This is a genomic window from Paenibacillus sp. J31R109 (genome assembly GCF_059692055.1).
In genome coordinates, this window is sequence record NZ_JCAUAR010000001.1 from 994,624 (window position 1) to 1,012,998 (window position 18,375).

Here is an 18,375-nt window from a genome sequence, read left to right on the forward strand (position 1 = left end):
CAAGCAGTTTAATAATAGAGAAAAGTGCAAATCTTGCACTTTTCTTTTGTTTGTATTCCAGTTTATGTTGAATGAGTACATGAATGGGGGGAAGGAAATGCAACTACTTAATCAGTTTCAATTTAATCGGGTTTCTTTGCGAGTCGAATGCGCCAATCAATCGTTTACATGTGGCGATGCTCTTATTGTGGAAGATGTGGACAATGGCAAACGGACATGGCGATGGGATGTTTTGGCTATCTCTATCACATTTAGTCAAGATCAGGTCGTCCGTAGTATTTCCGTTCATAATATTGGCGTTCATGATATCCACTTGCGTTATATCAGCTTGGAATGGAAACCAATGAATGAATCTCCGTACCTAGAAGCCAGAAGCTATGTTCAACTCTATCACTCCCAATGTTTCGAAAAAATAGCCGGTGTACGTCCAGTACATCATCCTAATGATTGGTCAAATCCTGCCGAAGCCTCGTCCATGGTAACTGTGATATCTCATAGGCAACTTGGTGATGCGTTACTGCTTGGGGCTTTGCCTCCATTTGAAGATTGCTTCGTTAGCTTCCCAATACGTCACGAAAGCGCGCACAGAGACGGTGCTTTCGGAATAAGCATTCAAATAACTTCACCTCGTCGGATTAAAGTGAATTCAGAGGTGGTGCTAGCTCATCTGATTAAACTTCACGGTAAAGACGGGATTAACTTATTAGAACAATATGGGGAACTCGTTCGAAATCGTCTTCCTCAAACATTGTTCAGCAAACCACGCGTAACCGGCTGGAATTCTTGGGATTATTACGCGGGGGCTGTTTCACAACACGATATCACCGAGAATTCTTGTACGGCACAAGAACAATTTGCAGACGCCATTCGCTATATTGTGATCGACGAAGGTTATCAATGCCAGTGGGGGATTTGGGAGGCTGGTTGGAAATTTCCTGATGGGCTGAAGTGGCTTTGTGAAACAATTCGTGCGAATGGATTCGAACCGGGGATTTGGACGGCTCCACTCATGGTGAATGCAAGTACCTCTTTATATCGGGAGCACCCAAATTGGTTTGTGGGTGATGAAGCAGGCAACCCCTTTTTGGTAAGTATTGGCTATGGTTCTATGGCTCAACTCGACATTACCCAGCTTGAGGTGAAGGTACATATAGGCAAGGTATTCACCCAATTGAGGAAAGCAGGCTTTACTTACTTCAAATGCGATTTTACTCAGATGCTACTAGGCGCTTCCCGCTTCTCGCGTGACGACATTACACATGCTGGCATGCTTCGAGAATTATTTTGTCTAATACGCAGTTCGATAGGGGAGGACACCTACCTACTTGCTTGCGGAGCGCCTTATGAGGCGGTCATCGGTGTTGCCGATTCCCATAGAACGACGGGAGACATTCACCATTATTGGAGTCACATCCGCCAAAATATAAGGTCTATGCTAGCTCGTTGGTGGATGCAAGGGACGATAGGAAATACAGATCCTGATTTCGCTATCCTCAGGTGTGATCGCACCACGGACGACGTTCAATTAAGTCGGCGCCTACCCAAAAAACCTTTGCAATCGGGAGCCAATTGGTATGCCGGTCGAGAGATGAATCTGGCGGAAGCGCAGACACTGCTGCTTGCTTGCTATGTGACTGGCGGCGATATGGTTCTTGGAGACGCGTTGAACCAACTAAATGAAGCAGGATTAGCTTTCCTTACCACCGTTCTTCAGGATCCTGTCAAACGTGGAGTGCCGATTAATCTTTTTGAATACGATGGAGATGATCTACCGATCGTGGTTGCACAGGGGGATGGCCGCAAACTGCTGGCGATATTCAATCTTAGTGATGATTTTAGGCCAAAGAAGCTGCCAGAGCCGTATGCCGGTTTGAAAGGGTCGCATGAAGAATTTTGGAGCAGGCAACCAATCCCTGTTTTGGAATCGGAAGAAATTATCATGGAACCTCATACTGCAAAGGCTTGGTGGGTATCCGAGGTATAGTTAGATCAAGTAGTAAGGGAAACAAGGAGGCAACGAATTGTTTGGTTATTTGGCCGTGCTTGGTGCGGTATTGATCTGGGGGCTGTCCTACATTATTATGAAATCCACAACAACGGAGTATCCCCAGTTGCTGTTTCAATTTTGGCGGTATTGTGCCGTATCTTTGGTTTACTTTGCTCTTTTCCACCGATCACTCCGGGCAATTCCTGTCCGAATCTGGAGAATAGGTTTGGTACAACTCGGATCGAGCAACTTCGTGTTGGGCTTCTTTTCGATTTACGCGGTGCAGTATACGACCCCGACTCGCGTCGTGGTCATCAACAGCTTCATTATCGGCGTCGTGCCGCTGATACGTTGGTTGCATGATCGGTGTATGCCGACTCGGCAAGAGAAATGGGCTATTGCGATTGCGATAACTGCCATTGTTCTATTGATTGTGCGACAGGACGAAGGCATGAATTTTGGCGATGGCTTAGCCTTTGTCGGCATGATTGGTTATGCCAATTCGATCGTCTTGACCGATCGATTGCTTTCGAAGGAACAAGCGACGGTTTCGCAAGTTTCCTTTTTAGGCATCGCGGGCTGTACTTTGTTATTTGCCACTGCGGCAGCTGTCTATGTTTGCATTAGCAACGAGGCAAAAGGGATATCGCCATTAATATCCCAACCAGAGACACTCGCAGGTATCGCCTACATGGTCGTGTTTGTTTCCCTCGCGGCTAATCTGCTACAAGTACACGGTCAACGCCGGTTGCCGCCGGTCACCGTCTCGATATTGTTCTGCTTGGAGCCCGCCGTAACGGCGGTGCTCGATTATGCACTGCTCGGCAACAAGCCGTCGATGCGCGTGCTGCTCTGCGGCTTGCTACTGATCGTAGCGACAGTTACTACCGCTAGACCGATTAACAAATCTGGAAGACGCCACAAAGAAGCCACGAAGATCACTTTATAACAGTTGATACAAAATTCACAGTCCACATCGTAGAGTTAGATCTTCATTTTTTAGTATCCTTGTCATGTTCAAGGTGAGAGAATGGCGTAAAAGTCTCTATATCTCATCAATGGCTAAGGAGTATCTGCTGTTTCTTCAAAAGAGGATTAGCAGGAGCAGCTAGCGCGAGGAGATCTGCTCCCTGGTTATCAAGGGAGAAGTTGATGTAGAGCATGCAGAAATCATTGATTGGAACGAGCAAGAAATATAGATCTTCGAGACCTTAAAAATAAAAAACTTCAGTATTTACTCTAGCTGGGACAAGATAGCGCGGGGATGAAACCGATCCTTCGCTTGTTTTCGTTTCTGTTCATCCGCTCAACTATCGGCATGATAGTGTCACCACTTCATGAATACCTTAAGTAGTGTAGAGTTTTAAGTAAGGGATTGGTGTGATGAAGGGAATATCAATAGAGGAACTTTATGAACGATAAGTTGATACGATTAAGAGATGCGGAACTTACTTACGTTGTAAGGGGATAGATTGAATAATTAAAGGAAACTTTTTCCATTAATAATCGTCTATTTATCAGAGGAGTGATTGCTTATGGACAAAGTGAAATCAAATGCAATTTGGATTTGCTTCGGGTTGTGGATATATGTCTTATTAGGGATGCTGACCCAACAGGCTCATGCCGCATCAGTCATAACACTGGTAGAAGAGAAAACGCTGTACGCCGAGCAAGCCGTCAACAGCGCCGTTGTAGGTAAACTATCAGCGAATCAGACCGTCGAGGTCATTTTGGCAAATAATATGGAGGGCACTTCCTGGTTTAAAATCAAGACATGGCTAGGGGACTGCTGGATTTATGGCAACGAATCGGTCATGCACGGCAGTTTTTCCGAAGTTGACATGAGTGTGAACACACTAAAAACGGAAACCTTCTTCGATGCCCCTACCCCTTACCCATATAGCATATACTCCCTCGGAAACGGACAATTGGCGGCACAATCGATTCAAGTGACAGGACTAAATGAATTCTGTTACCTGTCAAGCAACGGTACGCAAATGTGCGAGCCTGGTTGGTACCGAATTAAGACCTGGCTTGGCGAGAAATGGCTGTATAAACCAAAACTGAAAGAGCTTATCAAAGAAGAGAAGGTTGACCTTACCTTGACCCTGACCGACGAGGAATTGCTTTACGAACAACCTTATCAGGAGAATGTAAAGATTATGCTTCAACCGCAGAAGATCAAAGTTATCAGTCTTTGGGACACGGGAGAAATAGCCTACCGCTTCCGTCCGGTCATATGGTACAAAATAGAAACCGATCAAGGATTACGGTGGATCTATCCCAGACACCTTACGCTAGCTAACGTAAGCAATATCGATAAACACGTTGAGCTTCCAACCGGTGCAAAAGGATATGAATATCCAGATTTCGAAGGAGAGTCTTCGTGGGTTGAACCGGGAACGATAAAGGCTTTTGAAGAATGGCTCGGTTGGTTACATGTTAGGACCTCTTCGGGCGCAATATGGGTTAATCCTGAATGGGCCTTAAAAGTAAGACCGATTGGAACCGTTTCGAGCGAGGAATTCGTGAAGATTACAGCAGATACGGCAAGCTACAAAATGCCTGATAGTATGACTATAGCCCATGACAGTGGGTTCTACGCTCCCCAAGAAGTGCAATGTATCGCCAAGTGGATCGCTCCAAACGGTACTGATTGGTATTTAATCCAAGGTTTTGACGGAGACGTGTGGGTGAAGCCTTAACGTATACAGAAATAGAGGGATTTATCTAATTCATAGCTTTAGTAGTCAAAGTAACCGAAAGAGAAGCTGTTATGAGCAGATTGCAGGAAAATTGCAAATTGGATTCAAGATTTACCTGATATGGATTGTAATAGAGAGGCGTTCCCATATTAATTTAAATTAGGAGTTACTATCCAGAAAGCAGAGTACAAACGAGGGTTTATTGGTCCTCGTTGTTTACTATTACACTGGGGGGAAAGGATTGAGACGAGTATCTATAATATTAATTCTTGTTTTAAGTATCATTTCGTTATCAATTATAACTCATTACTTGCTTCTGAATGAAAAAAACAACTTTGAGATACTTTCTAAGAATTCACCAGACGTTGAATTCGAGAAAAACACCCTGGTATCAAAGGAAATTGGGAAAAGAACTGTTGCATGGGTTTATGGTAATAAAGGTTCTATGAGGAACATTTACTGTTTCGTAATAAGCGAGAATAAGGTAGTATCTGAGCAAATGTTCGAATCATATACTTCTAAAGATTACCCTTTACAGTGGATTAATTCTGTGAGACAACAATTTAACTTCACAATTACAAGTGGAGTATATGATCCAAATTATCTTGACAACGTGGTTATAGAAGGGATTCCACAAGATATTTTATACTCTCAAAACTTTGGCAATATAATATTTTTCTTCACTTTCGGGAACCCGCAAACGAATCCAATCAAGATTACTGGGTTAAAAAACGGATTAGTTTATTACAAAAATTATGCAGATTGATAAGAAAGCCCGCAGCAAACAAAACTTGCTATGGGCTTTTTTTATATGGGGCAAACACATCTTATTTTAAAAAAAGCGAAAAAGAACAATATATGGTGTATGACACCTTTCGGATGACAAGAAAATATCTCATTAATTGCCGTGTAAATCGCGTTTTTTTAATTTATGGGATCAAGTTCTTGTCAAAACCCAATGACAAGAACTTGATCCCATTCGCAGAAGAACGTGTTGATAGCTTGTGTTAAAGCTACCACTTTTTAAGCTGTTTGGGAGTGATACGCAATTATCAAAGTCTTTGAAGCGTCTAAATATTTGGGGTTATTTGTTAGTATGTATTTGTGTATGTTATATGCTGAGAGCAATCTGAGAGGTGAAATATAATGCAGAAGAGAGTGCGCAAAGCAATGATATTAGGAATTGCCGGTGGGGTTAGTTGGGCAGTAGTTAACTATCTTTTTAATAAGAATATAAGTGCTAGTATGGTTGGAGGAGCAACTTGGTTTATTGTAACTATACTATTAGGTTGGATTTCCCAAAAAATTAAACAAAACTAATATTTTAAACTTTATTTTTGATAACATAAAAGAGAGATCGTTGAGCTAACAGGACACGATAGTTGAGGGTTTGCTACACCGCAGCTCCTCTTTTATTTGTTTTAGTAACAGGCAGTAATCTATACCCTTAAATTACCAATCACACTCGAATTACTTTGTTTTGTGGAAGTTATACTATTGGAGGTTGAATATAGTTAATATGCCTATTCAGTTTAATTACAATTTAGATTATAAGAATAGAGACAAGCTATTGAATCTAGATGTAAATTGGGAAGATAAGATGAGCAGGGTTGTTAAGTTTGAACCTTTTCGCATTGATATACTCGAAAGCTTAATTAACCAAAACTTCATTAACCCTGAAGAAAGACAGAATGAATCTCCAACCGTTAATGAAATGCTTGATTTTATGAGTAAATATCCTGTTGTGTTTGTTTATGGGTATGCAGTAACACCAAAACGTAGAGATTACAGAGTTTCTTTAGAAGGTATGGCTGTTAATCAGGAAGATGTATCTGATGAGCTTAAGGAAGCTTTTTTTGAATTTTGCAAAACTGCAACAGAGATACATACTGAAGGTGTCAACGGATTGTTGAGTTGGTGGGATTAACGTTAAGCACAAATCGTTACGAGGGACGGTTCACAATAGCACAATAAACAGGGAGAAACTGCCATGACAGTTACTCCCTGTTTTCATTCAATTATTATCCTATTTACTACTCTCATCAATGAGCTCGGTGAACTTCAATTAGAGGGCTGGAAAGATATTAATTCTAAACATTTACTATTCGTTATTCCTGTTCCTATATGCTTTTGGGCTTATCCCATAAGTCTTTTTAAATAATCGACTATAATACGATAAGCTTGAAAGACCTGTTGTGAATGCAATTTCTTGTATAGGTTGGTCAGTGTTACACAGTAATTCTAACGAGCGTTCTAACCGAATTTGATTCATCCGGTCCATGATGGTATGACCGCTTAGTTTCTTGTATTTTCGAGCCAAGTGACCATAGCTCATATGCAGAGATGCAGCCAGTCGATGAACGTCTACCTCGTAGCTTTGATCATCATTTAAATAAATGTCAACTTTACGGAGCAGGGAATAATCAGAATTGGATTCGCTTTCAATCCAGTCCTTTCTTTCCGGTGACTGCTCGGTTATAGCGAAAATGACTTGCACTACTTGCAACAATGTGGCAACAGAGGGGCCATACTTTTTGGCATTTTCAAAGGATGACGCAAGTAGTTGACCGAGCCCAAACTCATCAGCGTAGACCCCAGGCTTCCAATTTGATAGGACGTTAAGTTGTTTGAAGGTTGGAAACGTTCCTTCCGAGCTAATCGTTGTGCCACGATTGACCTTCCACCTCAAGCATACGCCTGTATGCGGATCATCGGGTTCATAGGCATGCGCATGTTCCATACCCGGTGGGATGAGGAAAAACTCACCTGCGTGAATATCCAACATCGATCCCCCGAAGCTCGTTTTCATGTGTCCCTTAAACACATAGTTAAGCTCATACCATGTGTGTAGGTGTGCTGGACACTGAGCGAAACCAGCAGGCACTTCTAGTAAAAGATCAATGATTTCAATGACAGCATCATTGATCATGATGTTTCCACTAAGCATGGTTTGATAAGGGGGGATGTCGGTTAGTGAACTTTCTTGCGGATTCAATGGACTCATTATGATCACCTATATCAATAGTTAAGATGTATGCCCTTAGTATAGCACAGCCCTCTTGGCATGTTATTTTTGTTCAAAAACTTGTGATTTCAGTGAATATACGCTGAGATGATCTTTTGAGAAAATGGATGCAGATGATATCGATTCATGACCAAAGAGGAGAGATTATTTTGCGGAAATTCCATTTGTTAAGCAATGCTCATTTGGACCCTGTATGGCAATGGGAGTGGGAAGAAGGAGCTGCAGCTGCGGTATCCACCTTCCGGGCTGCGGCAGCATTTTGTGATGAATATGAGGGGTATATATTCAACCATAATGAAGCCTTGCTGTACAAATGGATCGAGGAGTACGAGCCTTCGCTGTTCATTAAAATCCAGGGACTTGTTCAAGCCGGTAAATGGCACATCATGGGAGGATGGTATTTACAACCGGATTGCAATATGCCTTCGGGGGAGTCGATGGTCAGACAAATTTTGCTTGGAAAGACTTATTTCAAAGACAAATTTGGTGTAATGCCAACCACAGCGATCAATTTTGACTCCTTCGGGCACTCTAGGGGACTTGTACAGATCATGCGAAAAGCTGGTTTCGATTCCTATTTATTTATGCGTCCTGAGGATAGAGTAGCAGGCCCTGCACAAGAATTCGTTTGGGTTGGTTTCGATGGCTCTGAAGTACTTGCCCATCAAATACAAGATGGATATAACACACTGCTTGGTCAAGCGCATATCAAGGTGGAAGAGAGAATCAATAAGCAGACAACTCAGGATGTTGAGCTTGTGCTTTGGGGTGTCGGCAATCACGGTGGAGGGCCATCTCGTTTAGATCTAAACCATATTGGCGCCTTGATTGAATCAACGCAGGGAAAAGATGAGGTCTTACATTCGACGCCAGAGGCTTATTTTGCGGATCTTGCAAAGAATGCAGATGCGCTGCCACGCCATAGGGATGATCTGAATCCACGTTTTGTCGGATGCTACACCTCCATGATTCGAATCAAGCAAAAGCATCGTCAGCTTGAGAATGAGCTATATCAAACAGAAAAAATGCTGTCATCCGCTGGTATCCAAGGTTACCTTCGCTATCCCAAAGAAGAGTTGAACGATGCGTTACATGATCTAATGATGGCTGAATTCCATGATATTTTACCTGGAACCTCTATACAGCCCGCGGAAGAAGCTTCCCTTCGCTTGATTGATCATGGTTTGGAAATTGTCTCAAGGCTGAAAGCACGAGCATTCTTCGCATTATCGAGCGGTCAACGAGTGGCAGCTGAAGGCGAGTATCCAATTCTCGTTTATAACCCACATCCTTATCCAGTTCGTGGTGTTTTTGAATGCGAATTTATGCTTGCAGATCAGAATTGGGAAAATGAATTCTCGATGCCTGTCGTCTTTCAGGATGGTGTTCGATTGCCATCTCAAGCTGAGAAGGAACATAGTAATATCAATTTGGATTGGCGCAAAAGGGTAGTGTTTGAAGCGCAATTAACGCCATCTGCCATGAACCGATTCGATTGCCGAATTGAGTTGCTGCCTTCGAAGCCTAAACCGCAGGTAGAGCTTGAAGATGGTGATATTCATTTCCGATCGCATGCCTTACATGTGGTCATTAATACACAAACTGGACTTATAGATCAGTATGTCGCAGGCGGTATCGCTTATTTAAAAGAGGGGGCATTCCAACCCTTGGTCATTGCCGATAGTGGGGATCCTTGGTGCATGGATACAGATGGGTTTGAGAAGGTGAAAGGGGCTTTTCGTCTCATGCTGCCGGAAGAGGGTACAGCCTTCTCGGGTATTACCGAAGGGATTCTCCCTTCAGTTAGGGTCATTGAAGACGGTGAAGTACGTACTGTCATTGAATCCCTATTGATGTATGAGCATTCTGCGGTCGTTATCACGTATAAACTACCCAAACAAGGAACGGAAATAGAGGTTCATGTGCGTGTATATTGGCAAGAGAAGGATAGCATGCTGAAGCTCTTCATTCCAACCGTATTGGAAGAAAGTCGTTATGTTGGGCAGACAGTCTACGGCGTGCAATCTCTTGCGACGGATGGAACAGAAGTTGTTGCACAGAAGTGGACAGCACTTATGTCCGAGACTGACGCTGTTACATTAATTAATGATGGGATTTATGGGTCAGACAGTTCGAATGGTGTCATGAGACCTTCGTTATTGCGAGGGGCGGCTTACACGGCACATCCCATTCTTGAGCGACCTTTGATGCCAACGGATCGTTTCTCTCCACGCATTGATCAGGGTGAACGTATCTTTAGATTCTGGTTGAACACAGGTTCGAGGGTGGAAAGACTTGCACATATTGACCGTGAGGCGCTGCAACGGAATGAGAAGCCATATGCACTTTCGTTCTTCCCCCATGGTGAGGGACACCTACCTGCAGCTGCTATCCAACTAGAAGATGATGTGATCCAACTGACAGGATTTAAGCGTGCCGAAAACAGTGAAGACTCATATATCTTGCGATTTTTTGAGCCAACTGGGCTAGCTAGATCAACTGTGGTTAAGATTCCGAGCATGGACATCGAACTGCCCATTGGTTTCAATGGTTTTGAACTAAAGACATACAAGTTAGATAAGCAAATGAGAACTTTACTCGAATGTGAACTCATGGAAGGGTAATTTATCTGCATGCAGCCTTACGATAACTCGTAGGGCTATTTGTATGTAAGGCGTGATAAGGGCATTGCAAAGTACCATATTTATAGGAAATGACTTAGATTACAGTGTACATTCGAGCAGAGAACAACTACATTTAGATGACATTATATGCTGTTTCAGCAGAAATTGATGTATACTTGGTGAAGATATGCTTGTATAAAGGAGTACATAAATGTATGAAGATCAAATCTCTTTTAGGAGCAAAAGCTTACTTTATAAAAATGGTGCTATGGATAAGTGCGGCAATTCTGCTACTTGTTGTTGTTCTTTCCATTGTTGTTTATATCAATTCACAAAATCTCCTGGTCAAAAATGAATATGCAGCCAATCAAAAAATACTATATCAAGTCAAGTATAATATGTCGTTCATGGATCAAACGATTTCCAATTTATCGAAATTTCTTTACTTAAATAGCGATGTAACCGCTATCATGAATGCGAAGCAGGAAGATATGATTGCAGTGTCAAGCCACTTGTCGAGAGTCGTCAGTTCTGTCACTTCAGCAAATCCTTATATTCATTCCATAGGCATTTATAATCGGAATTTGGATCAATCCTATAGTTCGGGCTTTCCTTTGTTTTTTAAAGATCAGATGCTCTACGATTTTATTAATTCGAATCAAGCCCTGCCAAAGTTAAAGCCGATATTTCGTGATATCAAAAAACTGGTAAACGGGAAAACCGAGCCTGAGTATGTATTCTCCTATTTCATATACGAAACTACAGCGAGTGAAGCGAAGCCGGAGGGCGTTGTCGTCATTAACGTTAAACCGCAGTGGTTGCTAGAAAATATTAATCAAATTAATATGATTGATAAGAAAAAAGGCGATAATGTTTTTATTTTGGATCAGAATAGTAATTACTTGGATGATGGTAACAATGACCCGACGATGAAGGAGTGGCTGAAAAGTGACTTTATGGGGTATAAAACGGAACATCCACAGGCAGAACGAGATGGTTTTTTTCAAAGCAAGCATGACGGAACACAATATTTAGTGACGTACACCAATGTCGATAACACGGGGATGACGCTTCTAAAAACACAGCCAATCCTTGAAATTTATACGTATATCAATAGATTAAGAAATAGTATTATCATCATCACGCTCATTTTTCTTGTCATGGCCATTGTGATATCCATTGGTATTTCACGGAAAATATATGGGCCCGTGGGGAAACTGGTGAATTCGATCATGATGGATCGAATCCGGAGATCGGACAAAGACGAGGTCGTCGATGAGATCTCTTATTTAAACACCGTCTACAGACAATCTATGGAGATGCTTGATCATTTTGATAAGGAAAAGGTGCAGTTCAAAGATGTTATGAAGCATTATTGGTTAAGCAGGCTGCTCACAGAGAGTTTATCCATCGGCAGATCTGAATTAGAAAGTATTTTTAAAGAAATGAGAATTTCATTATCCTTGGAAGGTTCATATGCCATATGTGTATTGAAAATCGATAATTATAAGGAATTTCAGCGTTCGTTCCATGCCAAGGATAAAGATACGATTCGCTTTGCTATGATCAATATTGCTTCTGAAATTATGGCCAAAAAGTTCCCTAACGAAGGACTGGATATGAAAGACGATCATGTCGTATTAATTGTAAGTATCCCAGAAGGGGATGACCAGTTCCCTCATCATATCGTTCCTCTCCTTAAAGAAGCTCAGGAGAACGTTTCCCGATACTTTAAAGTTTCCTTCACGGCATCGATCAGTGAGAAGAAGACTCACATGCAGGAATTACACGGTTTGTATAATAAGGCGCTGGATCAAGCGATGTATCGCTTATTATTAGGGCATTCAGCTGTCCTGACATATGAAACGGTTAGGAAAAATGTGGAGAGTAAAAAAACAGGGCATCCCAAAAGTCTGGAAGATCAGTTTTTGGAAACGATGAAAACGAGTGATATCACCGCGATGGAGGGGGTATTAGCACATATATTTGAGGAGTTGGGCACGCTAAACTATCACAATGCTTTAGTCTCAATAATCAGACTCGTGGATGCCGTCATAGATACGCTCGAAGAAATGAAAGTGACGGTAGCGCCATCTTTGCATATTTCTTCCATTAGCCGCAATATTTTAGAGAAAGAGACGATTGTCGATATCCATCGAATTATTTTAGGTGCCCTGCAAGATTCGTTCAAAAAAGATCATGAGGGAAATACCAATAAACTCAACTACTTCTTAGTGGATGCGGTTACGGAATACATTCAAATTCATTTCCAAGATCCATCTTTAAGCTTGACTTCGATCGCTTCGATCATGAAAATTTCCACAAGAAATCTAAGCAAAATATATAAGGAAGCTACGCAGATATCGATTCCTGATTATATTAATGAGTTTCGATTAGCCAAAGCGGCAGAGCTGCTTATCCAAGATAACCTGAGTGTATATGAAATTGTTGAAAAGGTCGGCATCATGAATGAAACGTATTTCTTCAGTATGTTCAAAAAGAAATACAAGGTCACACCGAAGGAGTATGCCTTGCGCAGAAATATGACGAAATTGAATCAGTAGAACAAAAGAAGTACCATTTTCTCCATCGTAAAGTCCCCCTATCTGCCGATCTCATCGGCTCGAAAATCATTAGAAATAGCGACAATTTGAGGCAACCAGCTCTTATATGTTTCCAAAGAGAATGCGGGGAAGCCAAGCAGGTAGTGATTGCCATAGGTTCGTCCCTGGATGTTCCATTCAATGAGCAGTAATTGCTGCTTGGCGTGAGAAATCGGGATTTTCCCAAGCTCGGAAGTTCCGTTAGCTTCCACTACAAAGCTTCCTTCCATAAGTGTTTCATTAGAATCTGCATCCCATATGCGATAGGAGCCGGTAGCAGTTTCTCTAGAGTCATTGCCTGCGGCTACACGCACATGCCAATTCTCAGGCTCATCAATCATGATGCAGACAGGGACTTGGCTTCTTTGGATATAATGAAAAGCCAACTTTTTGCAATAGTAATAATCAACGATAGCATCCGAAAATTGTGGCCAGCCGTCGATCATATTCCACCAGATGATGCCTGTTTTCCGCCATTTTTTGAGTCGAGCTGTCTCGATAAAAAACTTTTTCGCCTCAGCTTGGGAAATTTGCGAAGCAAGTATAAAGTCTTCAATATATTCGGGAATGACACCGAACAACTCTTTAATTTGATTCGCCATTAACTGGATACGCGTTGCGTTATGTCCCTGTGAGCCGCTAACTTCCGTTGCGTGGGCGATCCATTGCTCATTCTGATTATCAAATGGCCATAAATGCTCAGGCTCTATGAACTTCTGGATCGATGATAAATTCGGGCAGCCATGATACCCAATTTCACTAATAAAATGGTCCATACTCGTCTTATAAAAGAAGCTTTTATAGTAATCCCGCGGCCCCCAAAGATGCCGTTCGGGAGCTAGGTTCATGTTGCCTGATCGGATAACCTCAGGTGACAGATAAGGAGAGCTTGGCAAATAAGCCCGGTGAGGATCGTATTGATGGATAACTTGCGGAAGCAGGCTTCGTGTGATCTGATTCACGCCAGGATCAGGCAGACCATACCACCCATAAGCCTCGTCACATTCGTTATCTCCGCACCATAGAACAAACGAAGCGTGGTTCCGTAATTTCTTGACAACGGAGCGAGCTTCAAGTCGCATAGACTCGCTGAATTCCGGCGTTTGCGGATAGACCGCGCAGGCCATCGCAAAATCCTGCCAAACCATTAACCCATGACTGTCGCAGAAGTCAAAAAAAGCGTGGTCCTCGTAGACATTGCCTCCCCAGCAGCGAACGATATTGCAGCCAGTTTCACAGAACAGCTGGAGAGCGTTCTCGTAGCGGCTGGCATCTCGGCTATGAAACGCATCCATTGGTACCCAATTTGATCCTTTGCACATGATCGAGGTGTGGTTGACTTTGAAAAGAAATTCGCCTCCGGCTTCTACGGTAGTTGTTTCTGTGCGAATCAATTCGACTAGACGAACGCCGATCTGCTCCGTACGTGAAGCAAGGACACGTCCCTGATGAATCAATTCGATCGTAACTTCATATAGATGTGCTTCCCCATATCCATTTGGCCACCAGAGCAGTGGGTTCGCCAAGGATATGGTTAAGGAGCCTGTGCTGAACAATACAGGCCTACTCATCTGAAATTCGGATGCACCTGATTTGCCTGTGACCCTAATCTCCAATCCATGATAATAATACGCAGGATTTGTGGCCACTCGGTAAAATAATCCGATTTGAGCAGTTGAAAGATTTTTATCTACAGATAGGGTATAGAAATAAAGGTCGGTCAAAGCATGATCCTCACATGCGACTAAGGATACAGAACGCCAAATGCCCGCAGAAACCGCGCGGGGCATAATATCCCATCCGAAGCTATGGGCTGCCTTACGTACGAATAACTGCTCGCCATTGGTAATTGGTCCATAACAAATCGCGTCGGTGCTACGCTCCATGGCTTCAATAATGGGAGAACGCAATCGTACGAACAGCTTGTTCACACCCTCGCAGAGCAGCGAATTCGTTGTCTCGAGCCTAACCTCAATAAACATATTATCGCTGGAGCCAAGTTCCTCTCCGTTTAGCCAATAGGTTGCGCAGCAATCCACTCCTTGGAACACCAGTTCGGTTCGTTTGCCTTCCAAGTGGGACGGTGCGGTGAACTCTAAGCTGTACCACCATTCATAAAGCTCGTAAGGACGGAGTTCATTGATATTCGTTCCGAGAAAGAGCTCAGGAAGTAGACCGCTACTTACTAAATCAAGCTCCACATTCCCTGGTACAGATGCGTGTATAGAAGGCAAATCGAAGTTACTCAATTCATCTGGATGGTGGACCTGCCATTCTCCTTGGGGAAAATAAACGAGCTTCCATTGTCCATCTAGGCACAATTCTTTTGTCATCTGAAAACCTCCTCAATTTACTGCCAATGAACTCATTGTAAAAGGGAGGGGAGGATAAAACTTGCCGTATGTTCAGAAAAATTGCACGATTTTCGGATATGACTTAATTTGAAGGAAAGTGCCTAATGTGCAATATACTTTATCGTAACCAACGCCTAAAGTTGAAGTGTGACCTCAGATGAATATGATTTTACAAATGAAGGAGTTGCGTGCCCATGAATCCAGAAAGCTGCCAACAGACTGCGGAAGCATTTATTTTTATCCGAGAAGAGAACATGCCGATCCGCTACCGTCCTTTAGCCAAGCAGGGTATGGTATTGCGGAGTCATGCGGATGAGGAACATCCGGACAATATATTTTACACAGAGGGAATCGATTATGTCGTCGATTACGATCGCGGTGTCATTCGCCGGACGACGCAAAGCGGAATCCCAGATTGGTCTCGTCACGAATTATATAGCCAATCGGAGTTTGATCATACCGTGTTCAAAAACTGCAGCAATCGTGATTTTACCGTGTATGGGGATTATGTGTATGAGAATGATCCGTTAGCAGACGGCTTCGTTGCCCACGATAATAGCGGAAAACGAGTTGGAGTGGAGCGCTGGCTTTCCAAACTGCGAACCAGCGAGGAGCGTTCAATCGTTGTTTTTGGCGACAGCATTAGTGCAGGTGGGGAGGCGAGCGAAGAAAAGTTTATGTACTTCAACCGAGTTCATCAATTTCTCAATGATCACTATCCGGGCTGCCGGATCCGTCTGGTGAATAAATCAGTCGGAGGTGAAACGAGCAAAGATGGAAAGAATCGCCTAGAGCGCGATGTCATTCCTTTGCAGCCTGATCTCGTGATCATCGGATTCGGGATGAACGATCAGAACAAATATGGGGAAGGAGTGGGCGTTTCACCGGCGGATTTTGAAAGCAATCTATGTCAAATGATCGAGGCCGTTAAGAAGTTGGACAATAGCGATATTGTGCTCGTGACACCTTGCCTGCCGAATCCGAAATGGTGGTATGCCAGCGGATGGACTGGCCGGTTTGCGGAAGTCATCCGCCGGCTTGGCCGGGAATATGGTGTCGGGGTAGCTGACGTCACTGCGGTTTGGGAGGAGGAACTGGCGGCCGGCAAATCACCGGAAAGTCTGCTCCTGAACAACATCAATCATCCGAATGATTATGGGCACTGGCTTTATTTCCAGGCTTTTGTCCCGCTTCTAAGGGAAAACTTACATATCATCGATACGGGAAATGTCGGGTGACAAGAACTTGATCCCATTCCCGACAGTGCCATTTAAATGTTCTTTTTTAAGGTCTTACATAAAACTTTAGTTCCAATTGGCTGTCAACGCTAAACGATCGGGCAGGATAGTGAAGCATGATATGGAATAATAAGTAATTAGTTTGTATCAAAATAGGGGGTATTTCATGAAGATAAGACTAACTAATTACAGTGAACAATGGATTCAGATGTTTCAAAATGAGGCTGAATTTTTGAAGACAATATTTGGAGAAGTAATAACCCGAAGTGAACATTTTGGTAGTACATCAGTTCCTGGATTAAGTGCCAAGCCAGTAATCGACATGATGTGTCTGGTAAATGACATAGAAAAGGTTGATTTATTCAATGAAGAAATGACTCTACACGGATATGACGTTGCTGGTGACTGGGGAATTTCAGGTAGAAGGTTATTTCGAAAAGGTGGGGAAAATAGAACTCATCATATTCATTTTTATCAATTTGATAATCCTCAGATCGCAAGGCATCTCATATTTAGAGATTATCTGCGAAGCCATCCAGAAGAGGTTGCTAGATACAGTCGTTTTAAAGAAGAGTTAGCTCATCGCTTTGAAAACACAAGTGAATATAGTCCAGCAAAAAAAGCATTTGTAAGTGAAATGGAACAACTTGCACTTACTTGGCATGCAGGAATAACCATTAGGAGGTTTTAATTTTGATAAGGAATGCCTCAAAGGCAATATTGATTCATGAAATGTAGGAGATTTAGTATTTATCAGGGAATTGATCAATGAGGCAAAAAGGATTCATCAGGTTGAATTTATATTTTTATGCTCATCCAGTTCCATTGAAACCGCTGGTGTGGGCGATGTTCCTGACTCTGGTCAATTGGGAATTGAATGGTTGCCATTAATGAACTTATTGGATTATCGAGTTTTTCCACTGGAGGCTCGTGATTATTTGAAAGATTTATCGGTGTGTACAACATCATATCCTATTTACATAGAATCTAAATAATTCTGTTAGATCAGGAGGCGATTGTTGCATTTATTTCAGGTGATGGTACCCCTTCGTTACGCTAATGAAAGAACGTTTGTTCAGCAATACAGCAGTTTGCCGCCGCGGTGACTGCTCCTTTTTCATTAAGCTGAAGGGAGGATTTCGTGAAAAATGCGTTGAAGATAATGGAGTAATAAATTAAAGGCGGTAAACAATGTGTGGCTTTTCAAGAAAAAAGTTTATGATAAATTAACAATTGAAGTCTTGGTCGATGTATCAAAAAAGTATATAAACATCTCTAAACACAAAAGGATACTGGCTCCTGTATTAAATGAAAGAATATATCTTTATGTAAATGAGATTAGGCTTAATGAAGATGAGGACGAAGTATTTGTTGTCACGGAGTTCTTTAATTCCCTCACATATCGTGGGAAATATCCCATGTTCACTTGTTCATGTGGTATTTTTGGCTGTGGTGGATTCTATATTGATGCGTTTTATAAGGGGAAAAACGTAATTTGGGGTACAGAGCAGTCCATTTATAAGAAGCATTTGTTCTCTAAAGAAAATATCCGACTCATCGCAGAGCAACTCATTACTAAACTTTCAGAACTGAATGATTTACGAAGTGAAAATGGGTTAAAGACATATCACGATATCAATGACTATAGAAAAAAGCTTGATTTATTTCTCAAATAAACAGGCTTATTAAAGTAACGAGGAACGATAGGTGAATATAGGACACGTTCGGTCAACCTTCATGAATCCAGTATGCTTTTGAGTCAACTTGTCTATCAGCATTCGCTTGCGTAAAGCGGTAGATCTAACATTTGCTCTTCAATTTTTCCACACTGATATAAGA

The 18,375-nt window shown here is 42.3% G+C and carries 13 protein-coding genes; 11 read left to right on the forward strand and 2 right to left on the reverse strand.

Features of this window, described 5'->3' with window-relative positions; all coding sequences use genetic code 11:
• Window positions 1–97: 97 nt before the first annotated feature.
• The 6 genes from AC58QT_RS04565 to AC58QT_RS04590 all read left to right on the forward strand — a co-directional run bounded on the left by AC58QT_RS04565 (window position 98) and on the right by AC58QT_RS04590 (window position 6,619).
• Window positions 98–1,984, forward strand: coding sequence for an alpha-galactosidase (locus AC58QT_RS04565; protein ID WP_497407881.1), 1,887 nt, complete (start codon window positions 98–100; stop codon window positions 1,982–1,984).
• Window positions 1,985–2,033: 49 nt separating this feature from the next.
• Window positions 2,034–2,936: a DMT family transporter gene (locus AC58QT_RS04570; RefSeq protein WP_497408087.1), complete on the forward strand. Its 903-nt coding sequence runs from the start codon at window positions 2,034–2,036 to the stop codon at window positions 2,934–2,936.
• Window positions 2,937–3,522: 586 nt separating this feature from the next.
• Window positions 3,523–4,692, forward strand: a complete 1,170-nt coding sequence (locus tag AC58QT_RS04575) for a hypothetical protein (protein WP_497407882.1) — start codon at window positions 3,523–3,525, stop codon at window positions 4,690–4,692.
• Window positions 4,693–4,933: 241 nt separating this feature from the next.
• The gene (locus AC58QT_RS04580; RefSeq protein WP_497407883.1) at window positions 4,934–5,458 is read left to right on the forward strand and encodes a hypothetical protein; all 525 of its coding nucleotides are present in this window, start codon (window positions 4,934–4,936) and stop codon (window positions 5,456–5,458) included.
• 380 nt (window positions 5,459–5,838) lie between these two features.
• Window positions 5,839–6,012: a hypothetical protein gene (locus tag AC58QT_RS04585; RefSeq protein ID WP_497407884.1), complete on the forward strand. Its 174-nt coding sequence runs from the start codon at window positions 5,839–5,841 to the stop codon at window positions 6,010–6,012.
• A 184-nt stretch (window positions 6,013–6,196) separates the two neighbouring features.
• The gene (locus AC58QT_RS04590; RefSeq protein ID WP_497407885.1) at window positions 6,197–6,619 is read left to right on the forward strand and encodes a hypothetical protein; all 423 of its coding nucleotides are present in this window, start codon (window positions 6,197–6,199) and stop codon (window positions 6,617–6,619) included.
• 174 nt (window positions 6,620–6,793) lie between these two features.
• On the opposite strand, the gene AC58QT_RS04595 is transcribed toward AC58QT_RS04590, so the two are convergent.
• Window positions 6,794–7,696, reverse strand: coding sequence for an AraC family transcriptional regulator (locus AC58QT_RS04595; RefSeq protein ID WP_497407886.1), 903 nt, complete (start codon window positions 7,694–7,696; stop codon window positions 6,794–6,796).
• Between the two features lie 170 nt (window positions 7,697–7,866).
• Between AC58QT_RS04595 and AC58QT_RS04600 the strand changes: the two genes are divergently transcribed.
• Both AC58QT_RS04600 and AC58QT_RS04605 read left to right on the forward strand, forming a co-directional pair.
• Entirely contained in the window at window positions 7,867–10,341 is a 2,475-nt protein-coding gene (locus tag AC58QT_RS04600) for a glycoside hydrolase family 38 N-terminal domain-containing protein (RefSeq protein ID WP_497407887.1), read from the forward strand.
• 215 nt (window positions 10,342–10,556) lie between these two features.
• The gene (locus tag AC58QT_RS04605; protein ID WP_497407888.1) at window positions 10,557–12,905 is read left to right on the forward strand and encodes an AraC family transcriptional regulator; all 2,349 of its coding nucleotides are present in this window, start codon (window positions 10,557–10,559) and stop codon (window positions 12,903–12,905) included.
• A 38-nt stretch (window positions 12,906–12,943) separates the two neighbouring features.
• On the opposite strand, the gene AC58QT_RS04610 is transcribed toward AC58QT_RS04605, so the two are convergent.
• A complete protein-coding gene (locus AC58QT_RS04610; protein WP_497407889.1) occupies window positions 12,944–15,277 on the reverse strand; it encodes a glycoside hydrolase family 2 protein in 2,334 nt (777 codons plus the stop codon).
• Window positions 15,278–15,492: 215 nt separating this feature from the next.
• On the opposite strand from AC58QT_RS04610, the gene AC58QT_RS04615 reads away from it, so the two are divergent.
• The 3 genes from AC58QT_RS04615 to AC58QT_RS04625 all read left to right on the forward strand — a co-directional run bounded on the left by AC58QT_RS04615 (window position 15,493) and on the right by AC58QT_RS04625 (window position 18,212).
• Complete coding sequence (locus AC58QT_RS04615) at window positions 15,493–16,536, forward strand: SGNH/GDSL hydrolase family protein (protein ID WP_497407890.1); 1,044 nt, start codon at window positions 15,493–15,495, stop codon at window positions 16,534–16,536.
• Window positions 16,537–16,702: 166 nt separating this feature from the next.
• Complete coding sequence (locus tag AC58QT_RS04620; RefSeq protein ID WP_497407891.1) at window positions 16,703–17,227, forward strand: GrpB family protein; 525 nt, start codon at window positions 16,703–16,705, stop codon at window positions 17,225–17,227.
• A 502-nt stretch (window positions 17,228–17,729) separates the two neighbouring features.
• Window positions 17,730–18,212 (forward strand): hypothetical protein, encoded by a 483-nt coding sequence (locus AC58QT_RS04625; RefSeq protein WP_497407892.1) that lies wholly within the window; start codon window positions 17,730–17,732, stop codon window positions 18,210–18,212.
• The last annotated feature ends 163 nt before the right edge of the window (window positions 18,213–18,375 follow it).

Excerpts from the sequence above, each read along its gene's own strand:
- AC58QT_RS04565 (WP_497407881.1), top strand. The coding sequence starts at position 98 with ATGCAACTACTTAATCAGTTTCAATTTAATCGGGTTTCTTTGCGAGTC.
- AC58QT_RS04575 (WP_497407882.1), top strand. The coding sequence starts at position 3,523 with ATGGACAAAGTGAAATCAAATGCAATTTGGATTTGCTTCGGGTTGTGG.
- AC58QT_RS04585 (WP_497407884.1), top strand. The coding sequence starts at position 5,839 with ATGCAGAAGAGAGTGCGCAAAGCAATGATATTAGGAATTGCCGGTGGG.
- AC58QT_RS04595 (WP_497407886.1), bottom strand. The coding sequence starts at position 7,696 with ATGAGTCCATTGAATCCGCAAGAAAGTTCACTAACCGACATCCCCCCT.
- AC58QT_RS04605 (WP_497407888.1), top strand. The coding sequence starts at position 10,557 with ATGAAGATCAAATCTCTTTTAGGAGCAAAAGCTTACTTTATAAAAATG.
- AC58QT_RS04610 (WP_497407889.1), bottom strand. The coding sequence starts at position 15,277 with ATGACAAAAGAATTGTGCCTAGATGGACAATGGAAGCTCGTTTATTTT.
- AC58QT_RS04615 (WP_497407890.1), top strand. The coding sequence starts at position 15,493 with ATGAATCCAGAAAGCTGCCAACAGACTGCGGAAGCATTTATTTTTATC.
- AC58QT_RS04620 (WP_497407891.1), top strand. The coding sequence starts at position 16,703 with ATGAAGATAAGACTAACTAATTACAGTGAACAATGGATTCAGATGTTT.